Here is a 20,960-nt window from a genome sequence, read left to right as displayed (position 1 = left end):
ATGACAGAACCTGTGAAAGCAGGGAAGTGTGGATAAAAGTACGGAAACTCAAGATTGATCAGGGGATTGACAATGTCAATGTGCTGGCAGAAAAGGTGGGATATCAGTACGCATCTTATTTCTGCAGGCAGTTTAAGAAATATACCGGTATGACGGTAGGAGAATATAAAAGAAGAAAATAACGGTATATTTTAGGAAAAGATGTTTCTGCCCGGAAAACCGGATTGCAGCATTCTTTTTTGGGGGATTTTTTCAGTAAAATATGCTATACTGAAATCGTTGTAAACAGGGCAGCGGGAGACAGAAGCATATGGTAAACAGGAAAGTACTGGAAACATTAGAATATACAAAGGTCAGGGCAAGACTTACAGAAAAGGCCACCTCCGATCCCGGAAGAAGGCTGTGTGCAGAGCTGGAGCCGATGACAGAGACCGCACAGATCGAAGAAGCGCAGACACAGACGGCAGATGCCCTTACCATGTTTTTTCAGAAGGGATCCACCTCCTTTGGAGGCAATAAGGACCTGACCATGGCACTCAGATCACTGGAGATAGGAAGTACGCTGTCAGCCTCAGAGCTTCTGAAGGTAGCAGGACAGCTGGAAAACGTAAACAGGATCAAGGCCTATGGAAGAAAGCAGAGAGAAAATACAGAGCGGGACGGAGAAGAGAGTGGGGATTATCAGGCAAGCTCCCTTGCCGGACATTTTGAAAGACTGGAGCCGCTGACACAGCTTTCGGCAGAGATCGGTAGATGTATTCTGTCAGAGGAAGAGATTGCGGATGATGCCAGCGTAAATCTCAAGCATATCCGGAGAAACATTGCTGTGACAGGAGAACGGATCCACAGCCATCTGCTGTCTATGGTAAATGGCTCCTGCCGCAGTTATCTGCAGGATGCAGTGATCACCATGAGGGATAACAGATACTGTATTCCCGTAAAGGCGGAATACAAGAGTCAGGTGCCTGGTATGGTGCATGACCAGTCCTCTACGGGTTCCACCTTCTTTATTGAGCCTACAGCAGTGGTAGAGCTGAACAATAAGCTGAAGGAGCTGGCTGCAGCAGAAAAAGAAGAGATCGAAGTGATCCTGGCAGACTTAAGCAGCCAGGTTGCAGAGCATACAGAAGAGATCCTTGAAAATCAGAAGATCATGACATTCCTTGATTTTACCTTTGCCAAGGCGGCACTAGCATTGGAGCAGAATGCCACAAGACCGGTGTTTAACAGGGAGCATGCCATTCATATCAGGAAGGGCAGACATCCCCTGCTTCACCCGAAAAAGGTTGTCCCCATCGATATTTATCTTGGCAGGGACTTTGACCAGCTGATCATTACAGGACCAAATACAGGCGGAAAAACGGTATCTCTGAAGACCGTTGGACTGTTTACGCTGATGGGACAGGCAGGACTGCATATCCCGGCACTGGATCGTTCGGAGCTTTCGGTTTTTCAGGATGTGTTTGCGGATATTGGGGATGAACAGAGTATTGAGCAGAGTCTCAGTACCTTTTCCTCCCATATGACAAGGATCGTATCCATTCTGAAGCATGCCGATCAGGATTCCCTGTGTCTGTTCGATGAGCTCTGCGCAGGAACAGATCCGACAGAGGGTGCTGCTCTTGCGATCGCTATTCTGGAAAGACTTCATAATCGGAAGATCAGAACTATGGCAACGACCCATTACAGCGAACTGAAGGTCTATGCCCTGACCACGCCGGAGGTGGAAAATGCCTGCTGTGAGTTCAACGTGGAGACACTTTCACCGACCTACCGGCTGCTGATCGGTATTCCCGGTAAGAGTAATGCCTTTGCCATTTCCAGAAAGCTGGGGCTTTCCGACGAGATCATTGAAGAAGCAGGAAAGCAGCTCAGCAGTGATGACAGAAGCTTTGAGGATCTGCTGGCAGATCTGGAGCAGAGCAGGGTGACTATAGAGAGGGAACGTCTTGAGATCGCTTCCTACAAGGAGGAGATCGGGACACTGAAGAAGCGTCTGCAGGAAAAGAATGAAAAGATCGACAGTGCCAGAGACAGGATCCTCAGGGAGGCTAACGAAGAGGCAAGGGATATTCTGCAGAATGCCAAGGACGTGGCAGATGAAACAATCCGGGTATTCCAGAAGGCAGGACCGGGTGCATCCTTAAAGGATCTTGAAAAATCCAGGGAAAAGATCCGAGGAAAGATCAATGAGAAAAACGACAAGCTTGTCATAAAGAGCCAACCAAAGGAAAAATCCGGCAGGCTGACGGCTGACAAGATCAAAAAGGGAGATACGGTAAAGATCCTGTCCATGGGAATGACAGGAACGGTTACATCGCTACCCGATCATAAAGGAAATGTATTTGTACAGTGCGGAGTGATCCGCTCCCAGGTCAATATTAACGATCTTGTGTATGCAAAGGAAAAAGAAGCAGAAGAAAAGAAGCCGGTGCTGCAGCGCACCCGTACTGGTACAAGCGGTATCAAGATGTCCAAGTCCTTAAGTGTTTCCGGCGAGATCAATCTCCTTGGAAAAACCGTGGATGAGGCACTGCCGGAGCTTGACAAATATCTGGATGATGCCTATCTGGCACATCTGCCCTCTGTAAGGGTAGTGCATGGCAAGGGAACCGGTGCTCTCCGGAATGCCGTACAAAACCATTTAAAGAGAGTCAAATATGTGAAGAGCTACCGGCTGGGAGAATACGGAGAAGGTGACGCAGGTGTCACAATTGTTACATTTAAGGATTAAACAGGGAGGATGCTATGGCAGGAAAACAGAAAATTCTCATCGTTGATGATGACAGTAATATAGCAGAGCTGATTTCATTATATCTGACAAAGGAGTGCTTTGACACCATGATCGCACCGGATGGAGAAACAGCACTGATGCTGGCGGATTCCTTTGGGCCGAATCTGATCCTTCTGGATCTGATGCTGCCGGGAATTGACGGATATCAGGTATGCCGGGAGATCCGTGCCAAGTCTTCGGTACCCATTATCATGCTCTCTGCCAAGGGAGAGATCTTTGACAAGGTACTGGGCCTTGAGCTTGGTGCAGACGACTATATGGAAAAGCCCTTTGATTCCAAGGAACTGGTAGCAAGGGTAAAGGCAGTCCTTCGGCGTTACAAGCCGGTGGTGGCTGCGCCTGCAGAGCCGGATGTAAAATGTGTGGAATACCCGGATCTCGTGATCAACCAGACCAATTATTCTGTCCTTTATATGGGAAAAACGGTGGAAATGCCGCCCAAGGAGCTGGAGCTTTTGTACTTCCTTGCGTCCTCTCCCAATCATGTGTTTACCAGAGAGCAGCTTCTGGATCAGATCTGGGGATATGAATATATCGGAGATACCAGAACGGTGGATGTCCATATCAAGAGACTGAGAGAAAAAATCAATGACCATGCACACTGGAGGATTGCAACGATCTGGGGCATCGGCTATAAATTTGAGGTAAGATAATGCGAAAGACGCTGTATTTAAAATTTCTGCTGGCCTATCTGATCTTTGGCTTTTTCGGATTTATGGTCGTAGCGACTTTTGTAAATAATATGACGATGGAGCATCTGAAGCGGGAGAAGGCAGATGCCCTGTATAAAGAAGCAACGCTGATCGCCAATACCTATGCCTCTGATCTGTACAACAATACCACATCCCTGGACACAGTGAAAAAGCAGATCGATGCTCTGGATACGTATCTGGGAGCAAGGCTTTGGATCATCAATCCATCAGGACGTATGGTTCTGGATTCACGTACACCGGTAGATGTGGAAAACGAGACAGTGATCACTGGGTTTGATCCGACGGTGACAGGCTCCAGCTACTATACAGTAGGGAACTTTTTTGACAGCTTTACAGAGGAACAGCTCAGCGTATTTGCACCGATTACTTCGGCCTACAAGGTAAGGGGCTATGTGGTGATCCATTATCCCATGCAGAATATCGCAGCATCCTGTAACAGCCTTTTGAACATTTCCTATCTGATGCTGGTGATTCTGTTCCTTTTATCATTGATCATCCTGATCTTCTTTACAGAAATGGTATATCTGCCGCTTCGCAAGATCACGGAAGCAACCGAACAGTATGCGGCAGGAAACATGCACTATGAGTTTCAGGTTGACAGTGAAGATGAGATGGGTTATCTGGCAGCTTCACTGAACTATATGGCCAGTGAGATCGCCAGAAGCGAGGACAACCAGAAAAAGTTTGTGGCAAATGTTTCCCACGATTTCCGGTCACCTCTGACTTCCATCAAGGGCTATCTGGAGGCCATGCTGGATGGAACGATCCCGGCAGAGCTTCATGAGAAGTACCTGAGGATCGTCCTGAATGAGACAGAAAGACTGACCAAGCTGACGGGAAGTCTCCTGACACTGAATAACCTGAATACAAAGGGTATGATGCTGAACCGGAGTCTGTTTGATATCAATCAGGTGATCCGGAATACGGCAGCATCCTTTGAAGGAACCTGTAAGCAGAAGACCATAGCGATTGAACTGACACTGACAGGAGATCAGCTGTTTGTCAATGGGGATGTGGATAAGATCCAGCAGGTGTTATATAATCTGCTGGACAATGCGATCAAATTCAGCCATCAGGATTCAGTCATTAAAATAGAGACCACAGAAAGGAAGAACAAGATCTTTGTTTCGATAAAGGACAGTGGTATCGGGATCCCCAAGGATGATCTGAAAATGATCTTTGACCGTTTCTACAAGTCAGATCTGTCAAGGGGCAAGGATAAGAAGGGAACCGGACTTGGGCTTTCTATCGTAAAGGAGATCATCAGTGCCCACGGTGAGCATATTAATGTGATCAGCACGGAGGGGGTTGGCTCTGAATTCATTTTTTCTCTGCCGGTCGCAGAGAATGGAGAGGAAGAATTATAATGCACATCATTTTACATCAGCCGGAGATCCCGGCAAATACGGGAAACATAGGAAGAACCTGTGTTGCTACGGGAACAGATCTGCATTTGATCGAGCCGCTTGGCTTCCGGCTGACAGAGAAGGAAATCAAACGTGCCGGTATGGATTACTGGGAGCATCTGAATGTGACCCGTTATATGAACTTTGAAGAGTTTCAGAGTCTGCATCCAGGAGCCAGGATCTGGATGGCAACGACCAAGGCAAAGCATGTTTATTCGGATGTGTCCTTTGCCCCGGATGATTATATCATGTTTGGAAAAGAGAGCGCAGGGATTCCAGAGGAGATCCTTGTAGCGCATGAGGAAACCTGTATCCGTATACCGATGGAGCCGGCGATCCGCTCCTTAAATCTGTCCAACTCTGTGGCGATCGTTCTCTATGAAGCACTGCGGCAGCAGCGGTTTGCAAGTATGCAGCTTACTGGGGAATTACACAGATTGAGCTGGAAAACAGAGGAATAAAGAAAACAGAACAGAAGACGCAGACATTATTTAAATGCCTGCGTTCCTTTTTTGAGCTGTGCTTCAACGAAGTCCTTAATATATGAGTTATCCTCCGGCATCTGGCAGCCTACGATGTAAACTCCATTATTATTGGAGCAGCGGATAATGTGCCCCTCCAGTGTGGAATGTGAGGGAAGGGCGAAATTCTCGATCGTGACAGAGATATCAGTACCCTTGCCTTCTGCAAAGACCGGTTCCTTGGAAAGGAAGGCAAAGCCATTTGCACTGATATTATTCAGTCTGGCATGATACTGCAGGCCGGTTTCTTTAATGGTTACAATACAATAATTGGAAATGTCAATTCTTGGGTATTTCCGGCGGTTCAGGATCTGGGGTCTTGAACCTAAGCTGACCTGATAATCAGCGGAAGCATTGTCCTTTTGGAGCTGTGCATCTTCCCAGCAGTAAATGATATTGCCAACAGTGATCTGCAGCCTGCAGGAAACAGGCTTGGAGATAGCGGGCTTCTTCTCCAGGGAGATAAGAATACCATTCGTTGTCTGCTTTACAAATTCTCCGTGATATTCGCAGGGCTTTCCATCCATAAGAGCCTGGATACTTACCTTCATTCCAGGCCTAACATCGGAAATTCCCATGAAGCCGCCAATACCGAGTTCGCACATAAGAGCCTGGATAACATCTTCAATCTGGTTGATATTGCTTGCACTTTCATCATATTTGCTGAGCATCTGCTCGCTGATCTCACTGGAACTGCGGATATTGTCTGTTATTGTTTTCATAATGGAGGATACCTGCTCCATATTGTCTACCAGCTGGAGATTTGAATTTTCAACCTCCTTCATGGAGGAATCGATCGTCTTTATATGCTCGCCGATCTGGGTGGAATCCCTGGTGATCATACTTACATTCTGGCCGGTCAGCGTTACCTTTTCAAGGGTCAGTTGGATCAGTCTGATGGTTTCCTCCATGGAATCCGTCATTTTACTGGAAATATCATCCAGACGGATCAGTGCTTCACGGATCTGGGCAGAGGAATCCTTTGTTTCCGTACTGAGTGTCCGTATCTGGTCTGCAACAACGGCGAACCCTTTTCCTGCTTCTCCTGCTCTTGCAGCCTCAATGGAAGCATTCAGGGCAAGAAGGTTTGTCTGGCTGGAAATATTGTCGATCTTTCCGGTTTCCTGCTTCACAGTTGAAAACTCTTCCTTAAAGCTCTGCAGGATCTGTTCTACCTTTGAAGAAAGCTCTGCCATGGTTCCGGCAGTTTTTACGAGTCCGTCAAGATCTGTGGAGCTGGTAAGTGCGTGCTTTTCAGATTCTGTCGTAAGTGCTACCATTTCCTTTATCATATCGGTGACATGCTGTACCTGGGTACTGATGCCGGAGGTCATGCTCTTTGAAGATTCTGTGCGATCCTTTAACATGTTGTTATTCTGTGTCAGCTCATTCATGCCTAGCATGACTACATCAGATCCGTGCTTGTTTTCGGCGGCCAGCTCCCTGACAACGGTAATACCATCCATAACAGCATTACTGGAGGTTTTGACCTTCTCTACGGTTGTGATGACACGCTGCAGATCGGCTTTGATGCTGTCTGTCAGTGCACCATCAGATTCGTTCAGATGACGGATGGACATAATGTAGCAGATATAGCATAAAAGGATACAGGATACCTGCAGCTGATAATTCTTCATATCGGATGCGGAAGTGCAGCCAAGGACAGCTGCCCGGTATACAGCACTCAGGATGACGCTGATGGAATTGGCTATGCCACAGCCAACCATAAAGCGTTTATTCTTATACAGCACGAGCAGGCTGGTTACGGGAAGGATATAAGTGAAGGCGATGGGAGAAGTCGTCGTACAGAGAACGAAGGTATAGAAGATCCCATAGCCGATCACGAGATCCAGCCGGTAAAGATCGGAGGCCTTCCCCTTGATCTTCAGGATAATATCACCAACAAGGAAGGGAACCCAGCAAAGGATCAGAAAGATCACATACTGGTTCATGGGGTACAGGTGTCCCGCTGCATCTGAGCCGTAATTGGCAGAAAGCAGGAGGGCAAAGACGAGCCAGATACGTCTGGCCTTTTTGTTGGCTTTCTCTTTAAAGAGGTTTTCATCGTAGTTCATTTGTAAGTTCTTCCTTTCTGGCAGGCCTGCAGGAACTGCAGCATGTCATTGATCAGTGCTTCGCTTTCCGGCAGGGAAGGATCAAAGACGCTGAAAGCATGGGTAAGCCTTCGGTCTGCCGGAAGGTTCAGAAGCTTATGGGGTATATGGTGCCGGCGCAGTGCCCTGGCAAAGGAAACTGTATAGTCTCTCAGGTTATCATTATGGCTTGTAGTCAGAAAACAGGGAGGCAGGCTGGAAACGATATCTTCGTGCTCTGGATTTACATAAGGAGCAAAAGCTTCCTTTTTATAATGCTTTCCATATAAATAGGTAGGAAGGAACAGACCGATCTTGTCTTTTCTTGTGGTATAAAACATGCCACTGATCAGCCCGATCGCCACCGGCTTTAATGCAGAGGGAGTAACCCCTGCAGCTTCTGCCAGCCTTTTACAATTCTGCATGGCAGCAGTGTAGGTGAGAAGGCAGGCTCCACCGCTGTCCCCGGAAGCATAAACCTGATCCGGATCACCCTGGTAATGTGCGAGGTTTTCTTTTATAAAATCAAAGGCCAGAAATATATCCTGAAACTGGTCAAAGACAGTGCAGTCCGGTACAAGGCGATAGTCTATGCTGAATACCAGAAAGCCCTTCCCGGCGATTCGTTCACAGAAGGGTCTGTTAAATTCCTTGCTGCCCAGCAAAAGACCGCCGCCATGGATGTTGATCATGACGGGAAGAAGTACATCCTGTCTTTTCTCAGGATAGTAAATGTCCAGGCGGTGGGCAGGAAGAGTATCTCCGGCATAGGGGATATCGGCCTGACATATGATTCCCGGTAAAGGCGGGAACTGTTGATCACGACCGGCATAGGTCTTCTGGAAGTCCTTCCGCTGTCTGTAAAATATGTTTGTAATCCATTGACTCATGCTTTTGTACTCCTAAACAATACTATACTCATATTAAAATTTTTATCTGCTTTTTTCAAGAGATAAATGAAAGAATATATAGTTAAAAATTTATAGGCGGGAATATAAGACCGGGAGGATTGCATTGGAGAGAGGGGTCTGATACAATGAAAAAGATAAATCAGGACAACAGAGAGGATATTGCTTTGACAGGATTTTTTGAAAAAAACAGGAAATTATTTTTTTATCTGATAGCAGGCATTGCCTTTGTTACAATATATACGTATAATCTGCTGACACCATACCTGTCAGATGATTATGCTTATCTGATCGATGTCAGAAAGGCACATTCCCTGCTGGATCTGGTCAGGCAGCAGTATGGTGAGTATTTATCCAATAGTGGAAGGATTATCGGACAGTTCAATGTAAGACTGTCTCTTTCCATGGATAAGCAGATATTTAATGTGATCAACAGTCTGATGTTTCTTCTGCTGGCATTTCTGATTTATGCTAATATCCAAAAAAGGAAAAAATATGACAGCTTTGTGCTGCTTACGATTCTTTCGTTCCTCTGGCTGTTTTCTGTTGAATTCGGACAGACTATGCTGTGGATCTGTGGTGCCTGCAACTATCTGTGGGGCAGCGTGATCATTCTGCTGTTTATTACAGTATACCGGAAGCTCCTTCAGCAGCCGGACAGAAAGCATGCTGTCCTTGTGGGAGCCGGTATGTTCCTGCTTGGCGTACTGGCGGGCTGGTGCAATGAAAATACCTCCGGGGGAGGGTTGTTTCTTGTACTGCTCTACAGTCTGAATTTCTGGACTGACAGGCGGAAGGAAAAAAGAAAAACAGTATATCCCTTTATGGTTTCAGGGATTGCGGGAATGTGCTGCGGGCTTCTTGGAATGGTGATGGCGCCCGGAGTCAGGAAGCGCAGTGCGACCATGTCGGAGGGAGATGAATACACAGGTATCGTGGGCCTTTTGTCGCGCACCTATAAGGTCATCGTGAATATGCATGAGCTTTTTCTGGTGCTTATGATCATGGCGGTGCTGATCCTTGTCCTGCTGTCCCTTCAGGGGAAGCTGAAGACCTTTGCCAGGATAAGGACGAATGATACGGTTCTGTTCATACTGGCCTTTCTGGCAACCTCCTTTGTCCTTGCTTTGATCCCGACACCGGCAGACCGGGCGTTTTTCGGAGCGGGAGTATTTCTGATGATCGCCTGTATCCAGGGGATCGTGGAGGCAAGGGAACAAAAGGAGCTGGCGGTACAGCTCCTTACCTGTGGGCTTGTCAGTGTGCTGTGCATGATACTTTTCTTTACCTATGTGGAAAACCTGGTAGATCTTGCAAGAATTTACAGAGAAGAGAATGAGAGAATAGCGCTGATCGAGGCAGAGCATGGAGAGAATGAGGATGGTATTGTGGTGATCCCACAGTTCCGGGAAGAATTCAGGACTGTCTACAGTGTTGCCCATGATTCAGATCTGACGGATGATAAGGAGTACTGGATTAACCATTTTTATGAGATCTATTATGATATTGGAAATATAACGGCAATCCCGCGGGACGAGTGGGATGTACGTTATGGAAGCAGGGAGTGAGTATTATGCAGCTGCAGAAACTGACAGATGATCCCTGTAATCTTTGCAGCAGAGAATGCGGTGCAAGACGGCAGCAGGGAGAGACAGGGTATTGTGTTTCACAGAGCCGGCCGGTAGTGGCAAGAGCTGCCCTGCATATGTGGGAGGAGCCCTGCATTTCCGGAGAAGCGGGAAGCGGGGCTGTTTTCTTTGCCGGCTGCAGCCTGCGCTGCATTTATTGTCAGAACTTTGAACTGGCAAGGGGAAGAAAAGGCTTTGAGGTGGGCATAGAACAGCTTGCTGATATCTTCCTTGCCCTGCAGGGTAAGGGAGCAGCAAATATCAATCTGGTGACACCGGATCATTTTACACTGGCGGTTATCCCTGCAGTAAGAATGGCCAGGGAAAGAGGACTTATGCTGCCAGTGATTTATAACTGCAGCGGCTACGAAAAGGAAGAGCTGATCGAAAGCCTCCGGGGGACAGTGGACATTTTTCTGGTTGATTTTAAATATATGGAAGAGGAACTGGCACGGAAATTTTCTTTTGCGCCGGATTACCCGGAGATAGCGAAGAAGGCACTTGCCAGAATGCTCAGCCTGACAGGAGAACCGGTATTTGATGAGAAGGGGATGCTGCAGAAGGGGGTTATTGTAAGGCATCTGCTCCTGCCGGGACATAAGAGGAATGCCAGAGAGGTTATAGCGTATATACATCAGAATTACGGAGACAGGGTCATTTTAAGCCTGATGAATCAGTATACACCGTTTGAGAGACTGAAGGAAAGGGAAGACTGCAGGGAACTCTGCCGGAGGGTGACAAAAAGAGAGTATGAGGCAGTCGTAGAGTATATACTTTCCCTTGGGATGGAAAATGTTTTTATCCAGGAAGGGGAGACAGCAAAGGAGAGCTTTATTCCGGAATTTGATGGGGAAGGAATTTTGAAAAGATACAGCCTGACAGAACCCGGTAATTTTACCAGTTAATGAAAATGTTAATTATTGAAAAGTAACAAACTTATCTGAAATGAGGGCTCGGTGATTGACAATTCTGCTGGCAAATGGTATTGTGTAATCAAGATTAATCGATTAACTAAATGGGAGAGAAATTTTTTTTGCGGATCTAGTAAATCGATTAACTAATGGAGGAATCCTCATGAACATGAAGGAAATTGCGCAATTGGCAGGTGTAACTGCCGCAACAGTTTCGAACGCGATCAACGGAACTGGGAATGTCAGTGAGAAAAAAAGAAAAGAAATAATGGAAATCATAGAAAGGGAGGGGTACAGTCCCAATCGGTTTGCCAAAAGCCTCAGGACAAAGGAGAGCAACACGATTGGAATCATGGTAGAAGATATCACAGCGTTTCAGACACCACGGATCATTAACGGGATCAATAACTACGTTGAAAAGCAGGGCTATGCGGTGATCCTGAATAATATGAGTCTTCTTGAGAAGACAGGAAATCATTATTCTGAATTAGCCAGTTATCAGTCAGCAATAAGTAAAAGTATAAAGCTTTTTAACAAAACCCAGATTGACGGACTTGTCTATGTTGCGATGCATGACAGGGATGTAATGGAACTGATCCCCAAGCTGAGTATACCGATCGTCCTGGTTTACTGCTATGACACATCCAAAAAGAACTATTATGTAACCTATGACAATATGGATGTTATTGCAGATGTTGCAGAGTACCTGGTGAAACATGGACATGAGAAAATCGGGGTGATCAAGGGGGCAGAGGATTCCCTGCCTTCACAGAAGCGTCTGAGAAGCTTTATCACACAGCTGGAAAAGGCAGGGAAGGAATTGAAGGAAGAATATATCTTTCCGGGAGCCTGGGAATTTGGAGATGGGGTAAAGGCATATGAAAGGTTCAAACAGCTGGAAGAAAAACCAACAGCAATCTTTGCCATGAATGATCTGATGGCAGTAGGCTTTATGGATGCAGCGCTGAATGACGGTGTACGGATCCCGGAAGATGTTTCTGTGATCGGATTTGACAACAGACAGGAGTGCAGATTTACCAGACCAAGGTTAACAACAGTTGATATCCCGCTGGAAAAGATGGGAGAGAAGGCAGGACAGGTATTATTAGACCTGATCAGTGGCAAAACGCCTGAGAACAGGAAGGTTATACTGCCATGTGAATTCCTGGAAAAAAATTCAGTTATTTAAAATACGAAAAAGAGAGGTAAAATAATGAATAGACATATGATTATGATGCGGTAGAGAGAGCTTTGTATAATACGGTACTTGCAGGTATTAACATAGAAGGGGATAGATATTTTTATGTGAATCCACTTGAAATGGTACCGGAGTTTTGTACAGAACATACTTATATGGATCATGTAAAGGCGGAAAGGCAGGAATGGTTTAATGTGGCATGCTGTCCACCCAATATAGCAAGAACATTAGCGTCTCTGGGACAATATATTTATGCACAGGATGAAGATGCAGTGTACATACATCAATTTATTTCATCAACAGCGGTAACGAATATTCATAACAAAAAAATCTCACTTGAAATGAATTCGCAGCTTTTACAGACCGGAAAAGTTTTCCTTACCATGGAATGTGAGAATAAACAGAGAATAAAAATGCGTATCCCTGAATATGCCGGAAACTATCAGGTTAGTATTAATGATAAACTGATATTGCCGGAAATTGGAAACGGTTATTTAGTTGTTGAAGTAGGAGCAGGAAACACTAAGGTTGAAGTGGACTTTGATATAAAAGCAAAGTGGATGGCAGCGAATGAATATGTTCGGGCGGACAGTGGAAAAACGGCGCTGGTAAAAGGACCTTTCGTATATTGTCTGGAAGAAGCAGATAATGGTAATTTGCTTTCAGAGATATATGTCACAGAGAACACAAAGGTAACAGAGGAACCGCTGCAGAGTGAATTAATTGGTGAAGCACCGGCGCTTGTATATCAGGGAGTTCGTATGAAAAGCTGTCCTGCTGATAGGGAAAAATTGTATGGGGAGCTGCATATCGAGAAAAAGGAAGTTACGCTTAAGGCGATTCCGTATTGCTTGTGGAATAACCGGGGAGTGGGCGAAATGTTAATATGGCATAAGCTGCTTTTTTGAATGTAATCTTAAGCTGATAATATTTTGGAATGATAAAGGGTAGAAGGATGAAGCTGAAATCAAGAATTGTAACATGGGATGGTAATGCAACGAAGATAATACCAATAAATGCTGATCAAAGTTGTAATGTAATAGAAATTGGCAATTATCAAATAAATATTCAGTTTGAAATAACACAGAAAAATAAAAGTACATATATTTGTCAAAAAATAAATGGTCATAGCATTAGTGGCAGAGATGAAAATATAGGAATTCGAATTGAGAACAGTTTAGAATTTGAAGCAGATGGAAATGGTGGCTGGCGCTTTTGTATTCCAACGCTGGTGTATACAATGCCTCAAAAACTAAAAGAAGGAAAGCTGACTACCTTCATGGAAGACCGGCTAAGCGCAAATATGGTGATCGCATATGATGAAACAAAAAAGAGTGGTCTGTCTTTTGTCAAAAAGAACTGTGCGAGAAATGTGGAAAGACCAATGAGAGAAAAAGGTCAAAATCATTATCTCCATAAAACAGAAAACGGTTATATAGGATATTGTACAGATGAAAACAGGATCAATTTTCATTTTGGATGGCCATACAAGGAAGAAGAAAAAAGTGTTGCCATATCTATAACAGAAAAACCAATTTATGCATATTATCCACTGGATGGAAAGGATTTTGAGATTTCACTTTTATATGAAAGTAAAAACTATGAGGCCAACACTTATACAGATGCATTGTATGAGGAATTTAAGAATTTGGGAGAATGGTTTGAAGAGAAGGAACAGGCTGTTGTAAATTTGCCGTTTTCTTTGGAGAAAGCAAGAGAATACAGATTCACATCCTTGAAAAGGTCGTATAGAGATTTTGGTGAAGATGGAGCAGGTTTTTTCTTTCATTTTGACCCGCTGTATGGATATCAGTCAGATCCATCCGGGTTTAGTACATCTTTTAATACAATTCCCCATGCTTCGTATCAGCATATTTTGGAATATGGATTTACGGGAAGAGAAATTAATGCTGCATGGAATACGGCTAAAGAATATGGGAAGGAATGGCTCATAAGAGGTGAAAAGGTTATTAATTTCTTCCTGAAAAACTGCACAACGGAAAATGGATGGGTATTTTCATTATATGATTTAGAAAAAGGAACTCCCTTTTATTCCTGTGGAGACCCAGAAGCACCTAAACTTCATTACATTTCGAGAAAGAGAGAAAAGGGCAATTATTTAAGAACAATGGTTGAACCAATGAATGATGTATTTGAGGCATTTGTCTTTTATGATTCCATTGGGATAAGACATACGGAGTGGCTTGAGAAGGTAGCTAAGTTTGCAGAGTTTTTGCTGAATAAACAAAATAAAGATGGCTCCTGGTACAGAGCATATCAACAAAACGGATTAATGGCTGATGTTGGCGGAGATGAAGAGCTTTCTGAGATACAGAAGATAGAGGGAAGAAAAGCTGCTACAGCGATTCCGTTAATATTTTTAACTAACATATATGATTATTTTACCGGACAGGGAAAAGATGCAGATCAATATCTGGAAAGTGCAAAGAAGGCCGGAGATTATGTTTTAGAACATATTGTAAGTTTGGAACATTATCAGGGCGGAACATTAGACAACCCTAATGTGGTCGATAAGGAAGCCGCACAATATGCAATGGCCGGCCTGTATCATCTTTATATTGCAACTCGGGAGAAACGCTACCTACAGGGGAGTATAATGGCGGCAAAGCAATTTGTTACATGGAATTATATTTGGAATGCACCGGTTTTGGAAAATACAATTTTATGTGAAAAAAATTTTAAAACGAAAGGATGTGGAGGAATTAATTCAATTTGGGGTGGAGGTGTAGTAGACATTTATTCACTCTTTCATATAGGAGAATTGTATCTGATAGGAAAAGAAACAGAAGATGATTTTATGTGTCAAATGGCAGATTGGATAGCGAAGGGTACACAGCAGATTATGTCTTATCCTGATGATACTATGGGATTTACTGATGATGGAATGCAGCCGGAAGGATTTGGAATTTGTCCCCAGGGAGTGGATGATGGACAGATTGATAAAGGTGACATATGGGGGAGCTTGGGCTGGATTTATTCAGCAGGAATCTATGGATTGGGTAACTACCTCAAACTCAAAAAAGACGAGAGCTTGAGTAACTATTAAAACACAATTAAAGGAGAGGTACTATGAAAAAGAAAATGATTTCAATGCTTTTATGCATGACAATGACAGCATCGCTCTTGGCAGGATGCGCGGGTGGAAGTACAGAAAGTGGCGCGTCAGGTACCACTGAAGAAAAAGGTACAGCCGCATCTGAGGATCCTGCTGCTGTAGAATTAACGATGTATCATAGTTGGGGAAAGGAGGAAACAAGAGGCGCTGCATTGTATAAAGTAGTGGATCAATTTAATCAGGAAAATGAAGGAAAGATTCATATTAATGTAGATATTAATAATGACTTCCCGGCATACCAGGAAAAATGTAAAACCATGATTTCTACGGATACAGCACCGGATATTTTCCATTACAATTTTAATCCAAATGATTTGTCCAGACAAGAAAGTGGAAAACTTTTAGATTTTAGCTCCTATATGGATGAGGATTGGGCAGCAAGATTTGGTGACGGAGATCTTGAGACGCTGACGATTAATGGAGAGCTTACATCAATTCCTTTTGAGAAAGCAGGAGCAGTATGGTACTATAATACCTCATTATTTGAACAGGCAGGTATTGAAAGCTTTCCTAAGACATGGGATGAAATGTTTGCTGCATGTGATAAATTAGAAGCTATTGGTGTAGCTCCGTTTACATTATATACAGCTAACGATGCATGGTATACATGTAATTTGCTTACATATATTGCTGCTTCATTTACCGGAACAGAAACACTAAATGCAGGAGGTTCATTAAATACAGAAGATATGGTAAAAGCAGTCGAGCTGTTAAGAAAGTGCATGAATTATACAACTGCAGATTTCGTAGGAGCTGATTATTCAGTTGCATCCAGTAATTTTGTGGCAGAAAAAACTGCTATGGTAATTGATGGAAGCTGGTTTATTGGCACTTGTGAACCTATCAAAGATCATGTAGCGATTGCAGATGCACCTACTTTTGGAGATGGAGTTGTTGAATCAGGATTTTTAGTTACAGATGCACAGACACCATGGGCATGTGGAAAAACAGATGACCCGAAGAAAGCAGAAGCTATCGTTGAATTTATGAAATATGTAACATCAGAAGAGGCAACAAAACAGCTTACTCTTGAGGGCGGTATTTTCCTGTCAGCAAAATTGAATTTGACGGATGAAGAAAAAGCGAATGCAGGAGAACTTATGGCATCCTATATTGATGCAAATAGTTCTGCACCCGGCAGTGTTGTAAATCTTCAAAGAAACTTATCTACAGAAGCAAATGCAATGTTACCGTCATTACTTGAAGGTCTTGCACTTGATACAATTACTGCGGAAGAATTTGTTACACAACTTGATAGTGCAAACAATGAATAATGATTTGCTTGCGTCGGGAAATCTTAAAATAGATATCCCGACGCAAAATGCAGGGAGATACAGATGATTAAAAAAAGACAGATTTTATTTTATTTATTTCCGGCCTTGACAGTTACTGTACTTTTTTTTATTGTGCCAATTATTTATATAATAGTCGTAAGCTTTTATAAATGGAACGGCCTTGGGGAAATGGAATGGATTGGAATCAAGAACTATATTAATGTGGTTGGTAATGATCAGATATTCAGAACAGCAGTAATGAATACAATTTTGTGGATTGGAACGGCTTGTTTTATACATATTCCCCTGGCAATTGTTCTGGCTCTTCTATTAAACAGAAAACCGTATGGATGGAAACAACTTCGGGTACTTTATTTTATCCCTAATGTTATTTCAACCACAGCAATTGCATTTTTATGGTATTTCATATTTCATGTGGATGTTGGATTATTAAATAATATATTATCAAAACTGGGATTGGGAAAGTACTGTATATCATGGCTTGGAACGCTTGAAACAGCAAAGTATTGTGTTCAGGTTCCGTTTGCATTGTATGTGGGACTTAGTATGATTATATTTTTCACACAGTTGACAACTATTTCTCCGGAACTTTATGAGGCGGCAGAAGTAGATGGGGCAACAAAATTCCAGAAAGATATCTATATATCGCTTCCATTATTGAAGCCGGCAATTATCACCAATTTACTTTTAAATATTGCATTTTGTCTGAAAAATTTTGAATATCCGTCTCTTATGACGGCGGGAGGCCCGGCAAACAGTACCATGAATTTGTCTTTATATATTTATTGGAAAATGGTAAGTGTGAATAAATATGGAGAATCTATGGTTGCAAGTTTGGTTACAGTTATGCTGGGACTTGTTGTAATGATTGTAATCAAACAATTTGACAAAGGGGAGAAAAGACAGAATGAAAAATAAATTAAGTATTTCAGGTATTGCATGCCATATATTTTTATATGTAATAGCAGCAGCAATGTTTATTCCTTTTGTTTGGTTGATTATTTCATCATTTCGTCCCAATCTGGATATTTTCAAGGAACCGTTTGCGATTCCAAAGACGTTAAATTTTGATAATTATATAGCAGTGCTTGAGAGTCAGCCAATGTTTAAATATTTGTTTAATACAGTGTTTGTTGCTTTTTTTGCCACTTTTTTAAACATTGTTATTTCATCCATGGCGTCATTTGTATTATTATTTGATTTTAAATTGAAATCAAAAATATCTGCACTTTTTTATATTGGTATTTTCATACCCACTAATGCATTTATGGTTCCGTATTATATCATGATTAATAAGATGGGGCTATATGATAATTTATGGGGGCTTGTTATTGTGTATGCGGCAATAAATCTTCCGTTAAGTATTATGATTGTAAGAGGATATATGACTTCCTTGCCAATGGAGTTAATGGATTCTGCCAGAATAGATGGTGCAACCATTCATCAAACTTTTTTGCAAATTATTATGCCATTAACGAAACCGGGAATTGTAACGGCATGTGTTTTTATTGTGTTAAATTCATGGAATGAGTTATTATTTGGTAATTTGTTAAATCAAAGCGAAAAGTCAAGAACGGTTCAGGTTGCAATAAAATCGTTTCTGTCTACATTTTCTGCAGATTATGGACATGCATTTGCGGCAATGATTATTTGTATCCTTCCCACAATCATTATATATGTTTTTTTGACGGATAAGATCATTGGTGGTATGACCGCAGGTGCCGTTAAAGGATAATCTTCCAATTCTTTTTACTGTCTTGATGTATTTTGGGTCAAATATAGTGGCTCAGTTTAATGGTGGTGTACATGACAGTATTTATGCAAAAGGCCAGCTGATCGACAATGAAAGCATCCTGGGTATGCCTGTGGGACGTACCACTTCCGGAGGACAGTACTCTGCACAGATATGGCTTCCACAGTACAGGAATGGGAGCATGTGATACCTGTGGCTGCGGATATGTGCATCCGTTCCAGCTGGTGGGCAATGAAGGACAGGTTTGGAAGTGTTGATTTTGAAGAAATAGAAAATAAATATTTTTGAGATACCAAAGGAGAGGTGGAGCATGAGATTAAACACTGTTCAGCTTTCCAGGATGGATATTACCGATCCATTCTGGAAGCAGTATACTGACCTTGTTGAGGATGTGATCATTCCCTATCAGTGGGATATTATGAATGATAATGTCCCGGGAGTGGAATCCAGCCATTGCCTTGAGAATTTTAAGATTGCGGCCGGGCTGAAAAAGGGTCAGTTTTATGGTGCAGTATTTCAGGATACAGATGTAGCCAAGTGGCTGGAGGCAGTAGGGTATTCACTGGCAGAAAAGAAGAATGAAAAGCTGGAAAAGCTTGCGGATGATGCCATTGATGTGATCGTACAGGCACAGCAGGAAGACGGATATCTGGATACCTACTTTATCATTAAAGAACCTTCACAGAGATGGAGAAATCTCTGTGAGGGACACGAGCTGTATTCAGCAGGACATATGATAGAGGCGGCAGTTGCTTATTATGAAGGAACCGGGAAAAGAAAGTTCCTTGACAGTATGATAAGGCTTGCTGATCTGATCTGCAGAACCTTCGGACCGGAGGAGGGACAGAATCATGGCTATCCAGGACACCAGGAGATAGAGCTGGCGTTAGTCAGGCTCTATCGGGTAACGCAGGACAAAAAATACCTGGAACAGGCGAAGTATTTCCTGGATATCCGCGGAGCGGGGAAGAATTATTTCCTCGAGGAGCGGAAGCAGGAGAATTTCAAAAGAATTTTCCCGGAATTTGAGGATTATGATCCTGCGTATTCCCAGTCCCATGAACCGGTGAGAGAGCAGAAAACGGCTGAAGGACATGCAGTCAGGGCAGTGTATATGTATTCGGCAATGGCAGATGTGGCGGAGGAATATCAGGATAAGGAGCTGATGGAAGCATGTGTGGCATTGTGGGAAAATATTACACAGAAGAGGATGTATATCACAGGAGGAATCGGGTCATCAGGCTTCCTTGAGAGATTTACAACAGATTATGACCTTCCAAATGACAGCAATTACTCAGAGACGTGTGCATCCATCGGCATGGCACTGTTCAGTCTGCGGATGGCAAATATAACACGGGATTCACGATATGCAGAGGTGATGGAGCAGGAATTGTATAATAATATCCTGGCGGGGATCGCACAGGACGGCAAGAGCTTTTTCTACGTGAATCCGCTGGAGATAAAGCCGCGCCAATGTATGCCGCATACATCAAGGGCGCATGTGAAGGCAAGGCGTCAGAAATGGTTTGGCGTTGCCTGCTGTCCTCCGAATATCGCAAGGACACTGGCATCTCTTGGACAGTATATCTATGGAGCTGACGGAGCCGATATTTATACGCATTTGTATATTGGAAACCAGACGGACATTCCTGTCAATAATGATGCGGTAAAGATCACCATGGATTCCATGTTCCCGTGGGAGGGAAATATAAAGGTTAAGGTTCAGGGAGTAAAGGAAAAAGTCAGGCTGCATTTCCGTATTCCTAGCTATGCAGAAAATTTCCGGTTATACTGCGATGGCAAGGAGCAGGAGCTGACAGTAAGCAAGGGCTATGCGTGTGTGGAGATCTGCAGGGACAGCGAGCTTGGCATCCAGTTTGATATGCCAGTTGAATTCCTTCATGCAGATCCAAGGGTCAGCGCAGATGTTGGCAAGGTGGCAATAAAAAGAGGCCCCATTGTTTATTGTCTGGAAGAGGTTGATAATGGTGCAGAGCTGCAGTGCATTTATCTCAGCGGTAAAGCTGCGCAGAAGAAAAAATCCACTTATTTTTCAGAATGCCTTGAGCTGGAATTGCAGGGCAGGAGACTGATACCCGGGAACGGAGAACTATACAGCAGCGCCGGATTGACCTATGAAGACGCAGTTGTCCGTGCAATACCGTATGCGTACTGGAATAACCGGGGCGAAGGGGAGATGCTGGTCTGGATACATGAAATGATAGGAAACTAAATTACACCTCATCGGGTATAAAAATATGCAAAATTTGTATAATATACCCGATGAGGTATATTTATGCCATAAATCATTGAAATTATACCTGATATGGTATAGTATAAAATTATGAGCAGAATTGGTGATTATGTAAAACAGGAAAGAAAAAAACTGGGGTTAACGCAGGAGGAATTTGCCGTGAGAACAGGACTGGGTCTCCGGTTTGTCCGCGATCTGGAGCAGGGCAAGGAAACAGTGCGCATGGACAAGGTGAATCAGGCGCTTGCACTGTTTGACTGTGAGGCAGTTCCGGGAAGAAGGGAGCGGCGGATATAAAAGCTGATCACACAAAAAAAGAAATTTTTTGCTGATCAACCTTCATTGCCAGC

At 43.4% G+C, this 20,960-nt stretch carries 18 protein-coding genes and 1 pseudogene; 17 read left to right on the top strand and 2 right to left on the bottom strand.

Features of this window, described 5'->3' with window-relative positions:
* The 5 genes from WJQ40_RS11090 to WJQ40_RS11070 form a co-directional block, all read left to right on the top strand.
* The coding region (locus tag WJQ40_RS11090) for an AraC family transcriptional regulator (protein WP_337540243.1) at positions 1-182 on the top strand (182 nt) is incomplete at its 5' end.
* A gap of 128 nt (positions 183-310) precedes the next feature.
* A complete protein-coding gene (locus WJQ40_RS11085; protein WP_337540240.1) occupies positions 311-2,734 on the top strand; it encodes an endonuclease MutS2 in 2,424 nt (807 codons plus the stop codon).
* Between the two features lie 14 nt (positions 2,735-2,748).
* Entirely contained in the window at positions 2,749-3,447 is a 699-nt protein-coding gene (locus WJQ40_RS11080) for a response regulator transcription factor (protein ID WP_118797241.1), read from the top strand.
* Entirely contained in the window at positions 3,447-4,874 is a 1,428-nt protein-coding gene (locus WJQ40_RS11075; protein WP_118797242.1) for a HAMP domain-containing sensor histidine kinase, read from the top strand. The genes WJQ40_RS11080 and WJQ40_RS11075 overlap by 1 nt, the downstream gene beginning before the upstream one ends.
* Positions 4,874-5,374 (top strand): tRNA (cytidine(34)-2'-O)-methyltransferase, encoded by a 501-nt coding sequence (locus tag WJQ40_RS11070; RefSeq protein ID WP_262575656.1) that lies wholly within the window; start codon positions 4,874-4,876, stop codon positions 5,372-5,374. Before WJQ40_RS11075 ends, WJQ40_RS11070 begins: the two co-directional genes overlap by 1 nt.
* Before the next feature lie 26 nt (positions 5,375-5,400).
* Here WJQ40_RS11070 and WJQ40_RS11065 read toward each other — a convergent pair whose 3' ends face one another.
* Positions 5,401-7,509, bottom strand: a complete 2,109-nt coding sequence (locus WJQ40_RS11065; RefSeq protein WP_337540236.1) for a methyl-accepting chemotaxis protein — start codon at positions 7,507-7,509, stop codon at positions 5,401-5,403.
* Entirely contained in the window at positions 7,506-8,417 is a 912-nt protein-coding gene (locus tag WJQ40_RS11060; RefSeq protein WP_262575654.1) for an alpha/beta hydrolase, read from the bottom strand. The genes WJQ40_RS11065 and WJQ40_RS11060 overlap by 4 nt, the downstream gene beginning before the upstream one ends.
* A gap of 146 nt (positions 8,418-8,563) precedes the next feature.
* On the opposite strand from WJQ40_RS11060, the gene WJQ40_RS11055 reads away from it, so the two are divergent.
* The 12 genes and pseudogenes from WJQ40_RS11055 (at position 8,564) to WJQ40_RS11000 (ending at position 20,907) form a co-directional block, all read left to right on the top strand.
* The gene (locus tag WJQ40_RS11055) at positions 8,564-10,003 is read left to right on the top strand and encodes a DUF6056 family protein (RefSeq protein ID WP_337540230.1); all 1,440 of its coding nucleotides are present in this window, start codon (positions 8,564-8,566) and stop codon (positions 10,001-10,003) included.
* Between the two features lie 5 nt (positions 10,004-10,008).
* Positions 10,009-10,968 carry a radical SAM protein gene (locus WJQ40_RS11050; RefSeq protein WP_337540228.1) on the top strand — a complete coding sequence of 320 codons (960 nt, stop codon included), beginning with the start codon at positions 10,009-10,011 and terminating at the stop codon, positions 10,966-10,968.
* Between the two features lie 169 nt (positions 10,969-11,137).
* A complete protein-coding gene (locus WJQ40_RS11045) occupies positions 11,138-12,163 on the top strand; it encodes a LacI family DNA-binding transcriptional regulator (protein WP_337540217.1) in 1,026 nt (341 codons plus the stop codon).
* A gap of 56 nt (positions 12,164-12,219) precedes the next feature.
* A pseudogene (locus tag WJQ40_RS11040) lies at positions 12,220-12,705 on the top strand (beta-L-arabinofuranosidase domain-containing protein); the annotation flags it as partial.
* Between the two features lie 27 nt (positions 12,706-12,732).
* Entirely contained in the window at positions 12,733-13,080 is a 348-nt protein-coding gene (locus WJQ40_RS11035) for a hypothetical protein (RefSeq protein ID WP_337540251.1), read from the top strand.
* Positions 13,081-13,127: 47 nt separating this feature from the next.
* Complete coding sequence (locus WJQ40_RS11030; RefSeq protein WP_337540205.1) at positions 13,128-15,239, top strand: hypothetical protein; 2,112 nt, start codon at positions 13,128-13,130, stop codon at positions 15,237-15,239.
* Positions 15,240-15,262: 23 nt separating this feature from the next.
* Positions 15,263-16,582 carry an extracellular solute-binding protein gene (locus WJQ40_RS11025; RefSeq protein WP_337540202.1) on the top strand — a complete coding sequence of 440 codons (1,320 nt, stop codon included), beginning with the start codon at positions 15,263-15,265 and terminating at the stop codon, positions 16,580-16,582.
* Between the two features lie 63 nt (positions 16,583-16,645).
* Positions 16,646-17,521 (top strand): sugar ABC transporter permease, encoded by an 876-nt coding sequence (locus tag WJQ40_RS11020; RefSeq protein WP_337540199.1) that lies wholly within the window; start codon positions 16,646-16,648, stop codon positions 17,519-17,521.
* A complete protein-coding gene (locus tag WJQ40_RS11015) occupies positions 17,511-18,338 on the top strand; it encodes a carbohydrate ABC transporter permease (RefSeq protein ID WP_337540197.1) in 828 nt (275 codons plus the stop codon). Before WJQ40_RS11020 ends, WJQ40_RS11015 begins: the two co-directional genes overlap by 11 nt.
* 46 nt (positions 18,339-18,384) lie before the next feature.
* Positions 18,385-18,543, top strand: a complete 159-nt coding sequence (locus WJQ40_RS11010) for a hypothetical protein (RefSeq protein WP_337540196.1) — start codon at positions 18,385-18,387, stop codon at positions 18,541-18,543.
* A 123-nt stretch (positions 18,544-18,666) separates the two neighbouring features.
* On the top strand, positions 18,667-20,589 hold the full coding sequence (locus WJQ40_RS11005; RefSeq protein WP_337540193.1) for a beta-L-arabinofuranosidase domain-containing protein: 1,923 nt from the start codon (positions 18,667-18,669) through the stop codon (positions 20,587-20,589).
* Between the two features lie 111 nt (positions 20,590-20,700).
* Complete coding sequence (locus tag WJQ40_RS11000; protein ID WP_337540191.1) at positions 20,701-20,907, top strand: type II toxin-antitoxin system Y4mF family antitoxin; 207 nt, start codon at positions 20,701-20,703, stop codon at positions 20,905-20,907.
* Positions 20,908-20,960 lie beyond the last annotated feature (53 nt).

Origin of the sequence: Suilimivivens sp. (assembly GCF_037359455.1) — a bacterium.
Taxonomy (GTDB): Bacteria; Bacillota; Clostridia; order Lachnospirales; family Lachnospiraceae; genus Suilimivivens; species Suilimivivens aceti.
The sequence above is the reverse complement of the archived record's forward strand: the minus strand, read 5'-3'. Positions and strand labels throughout refer to the sequence as shown.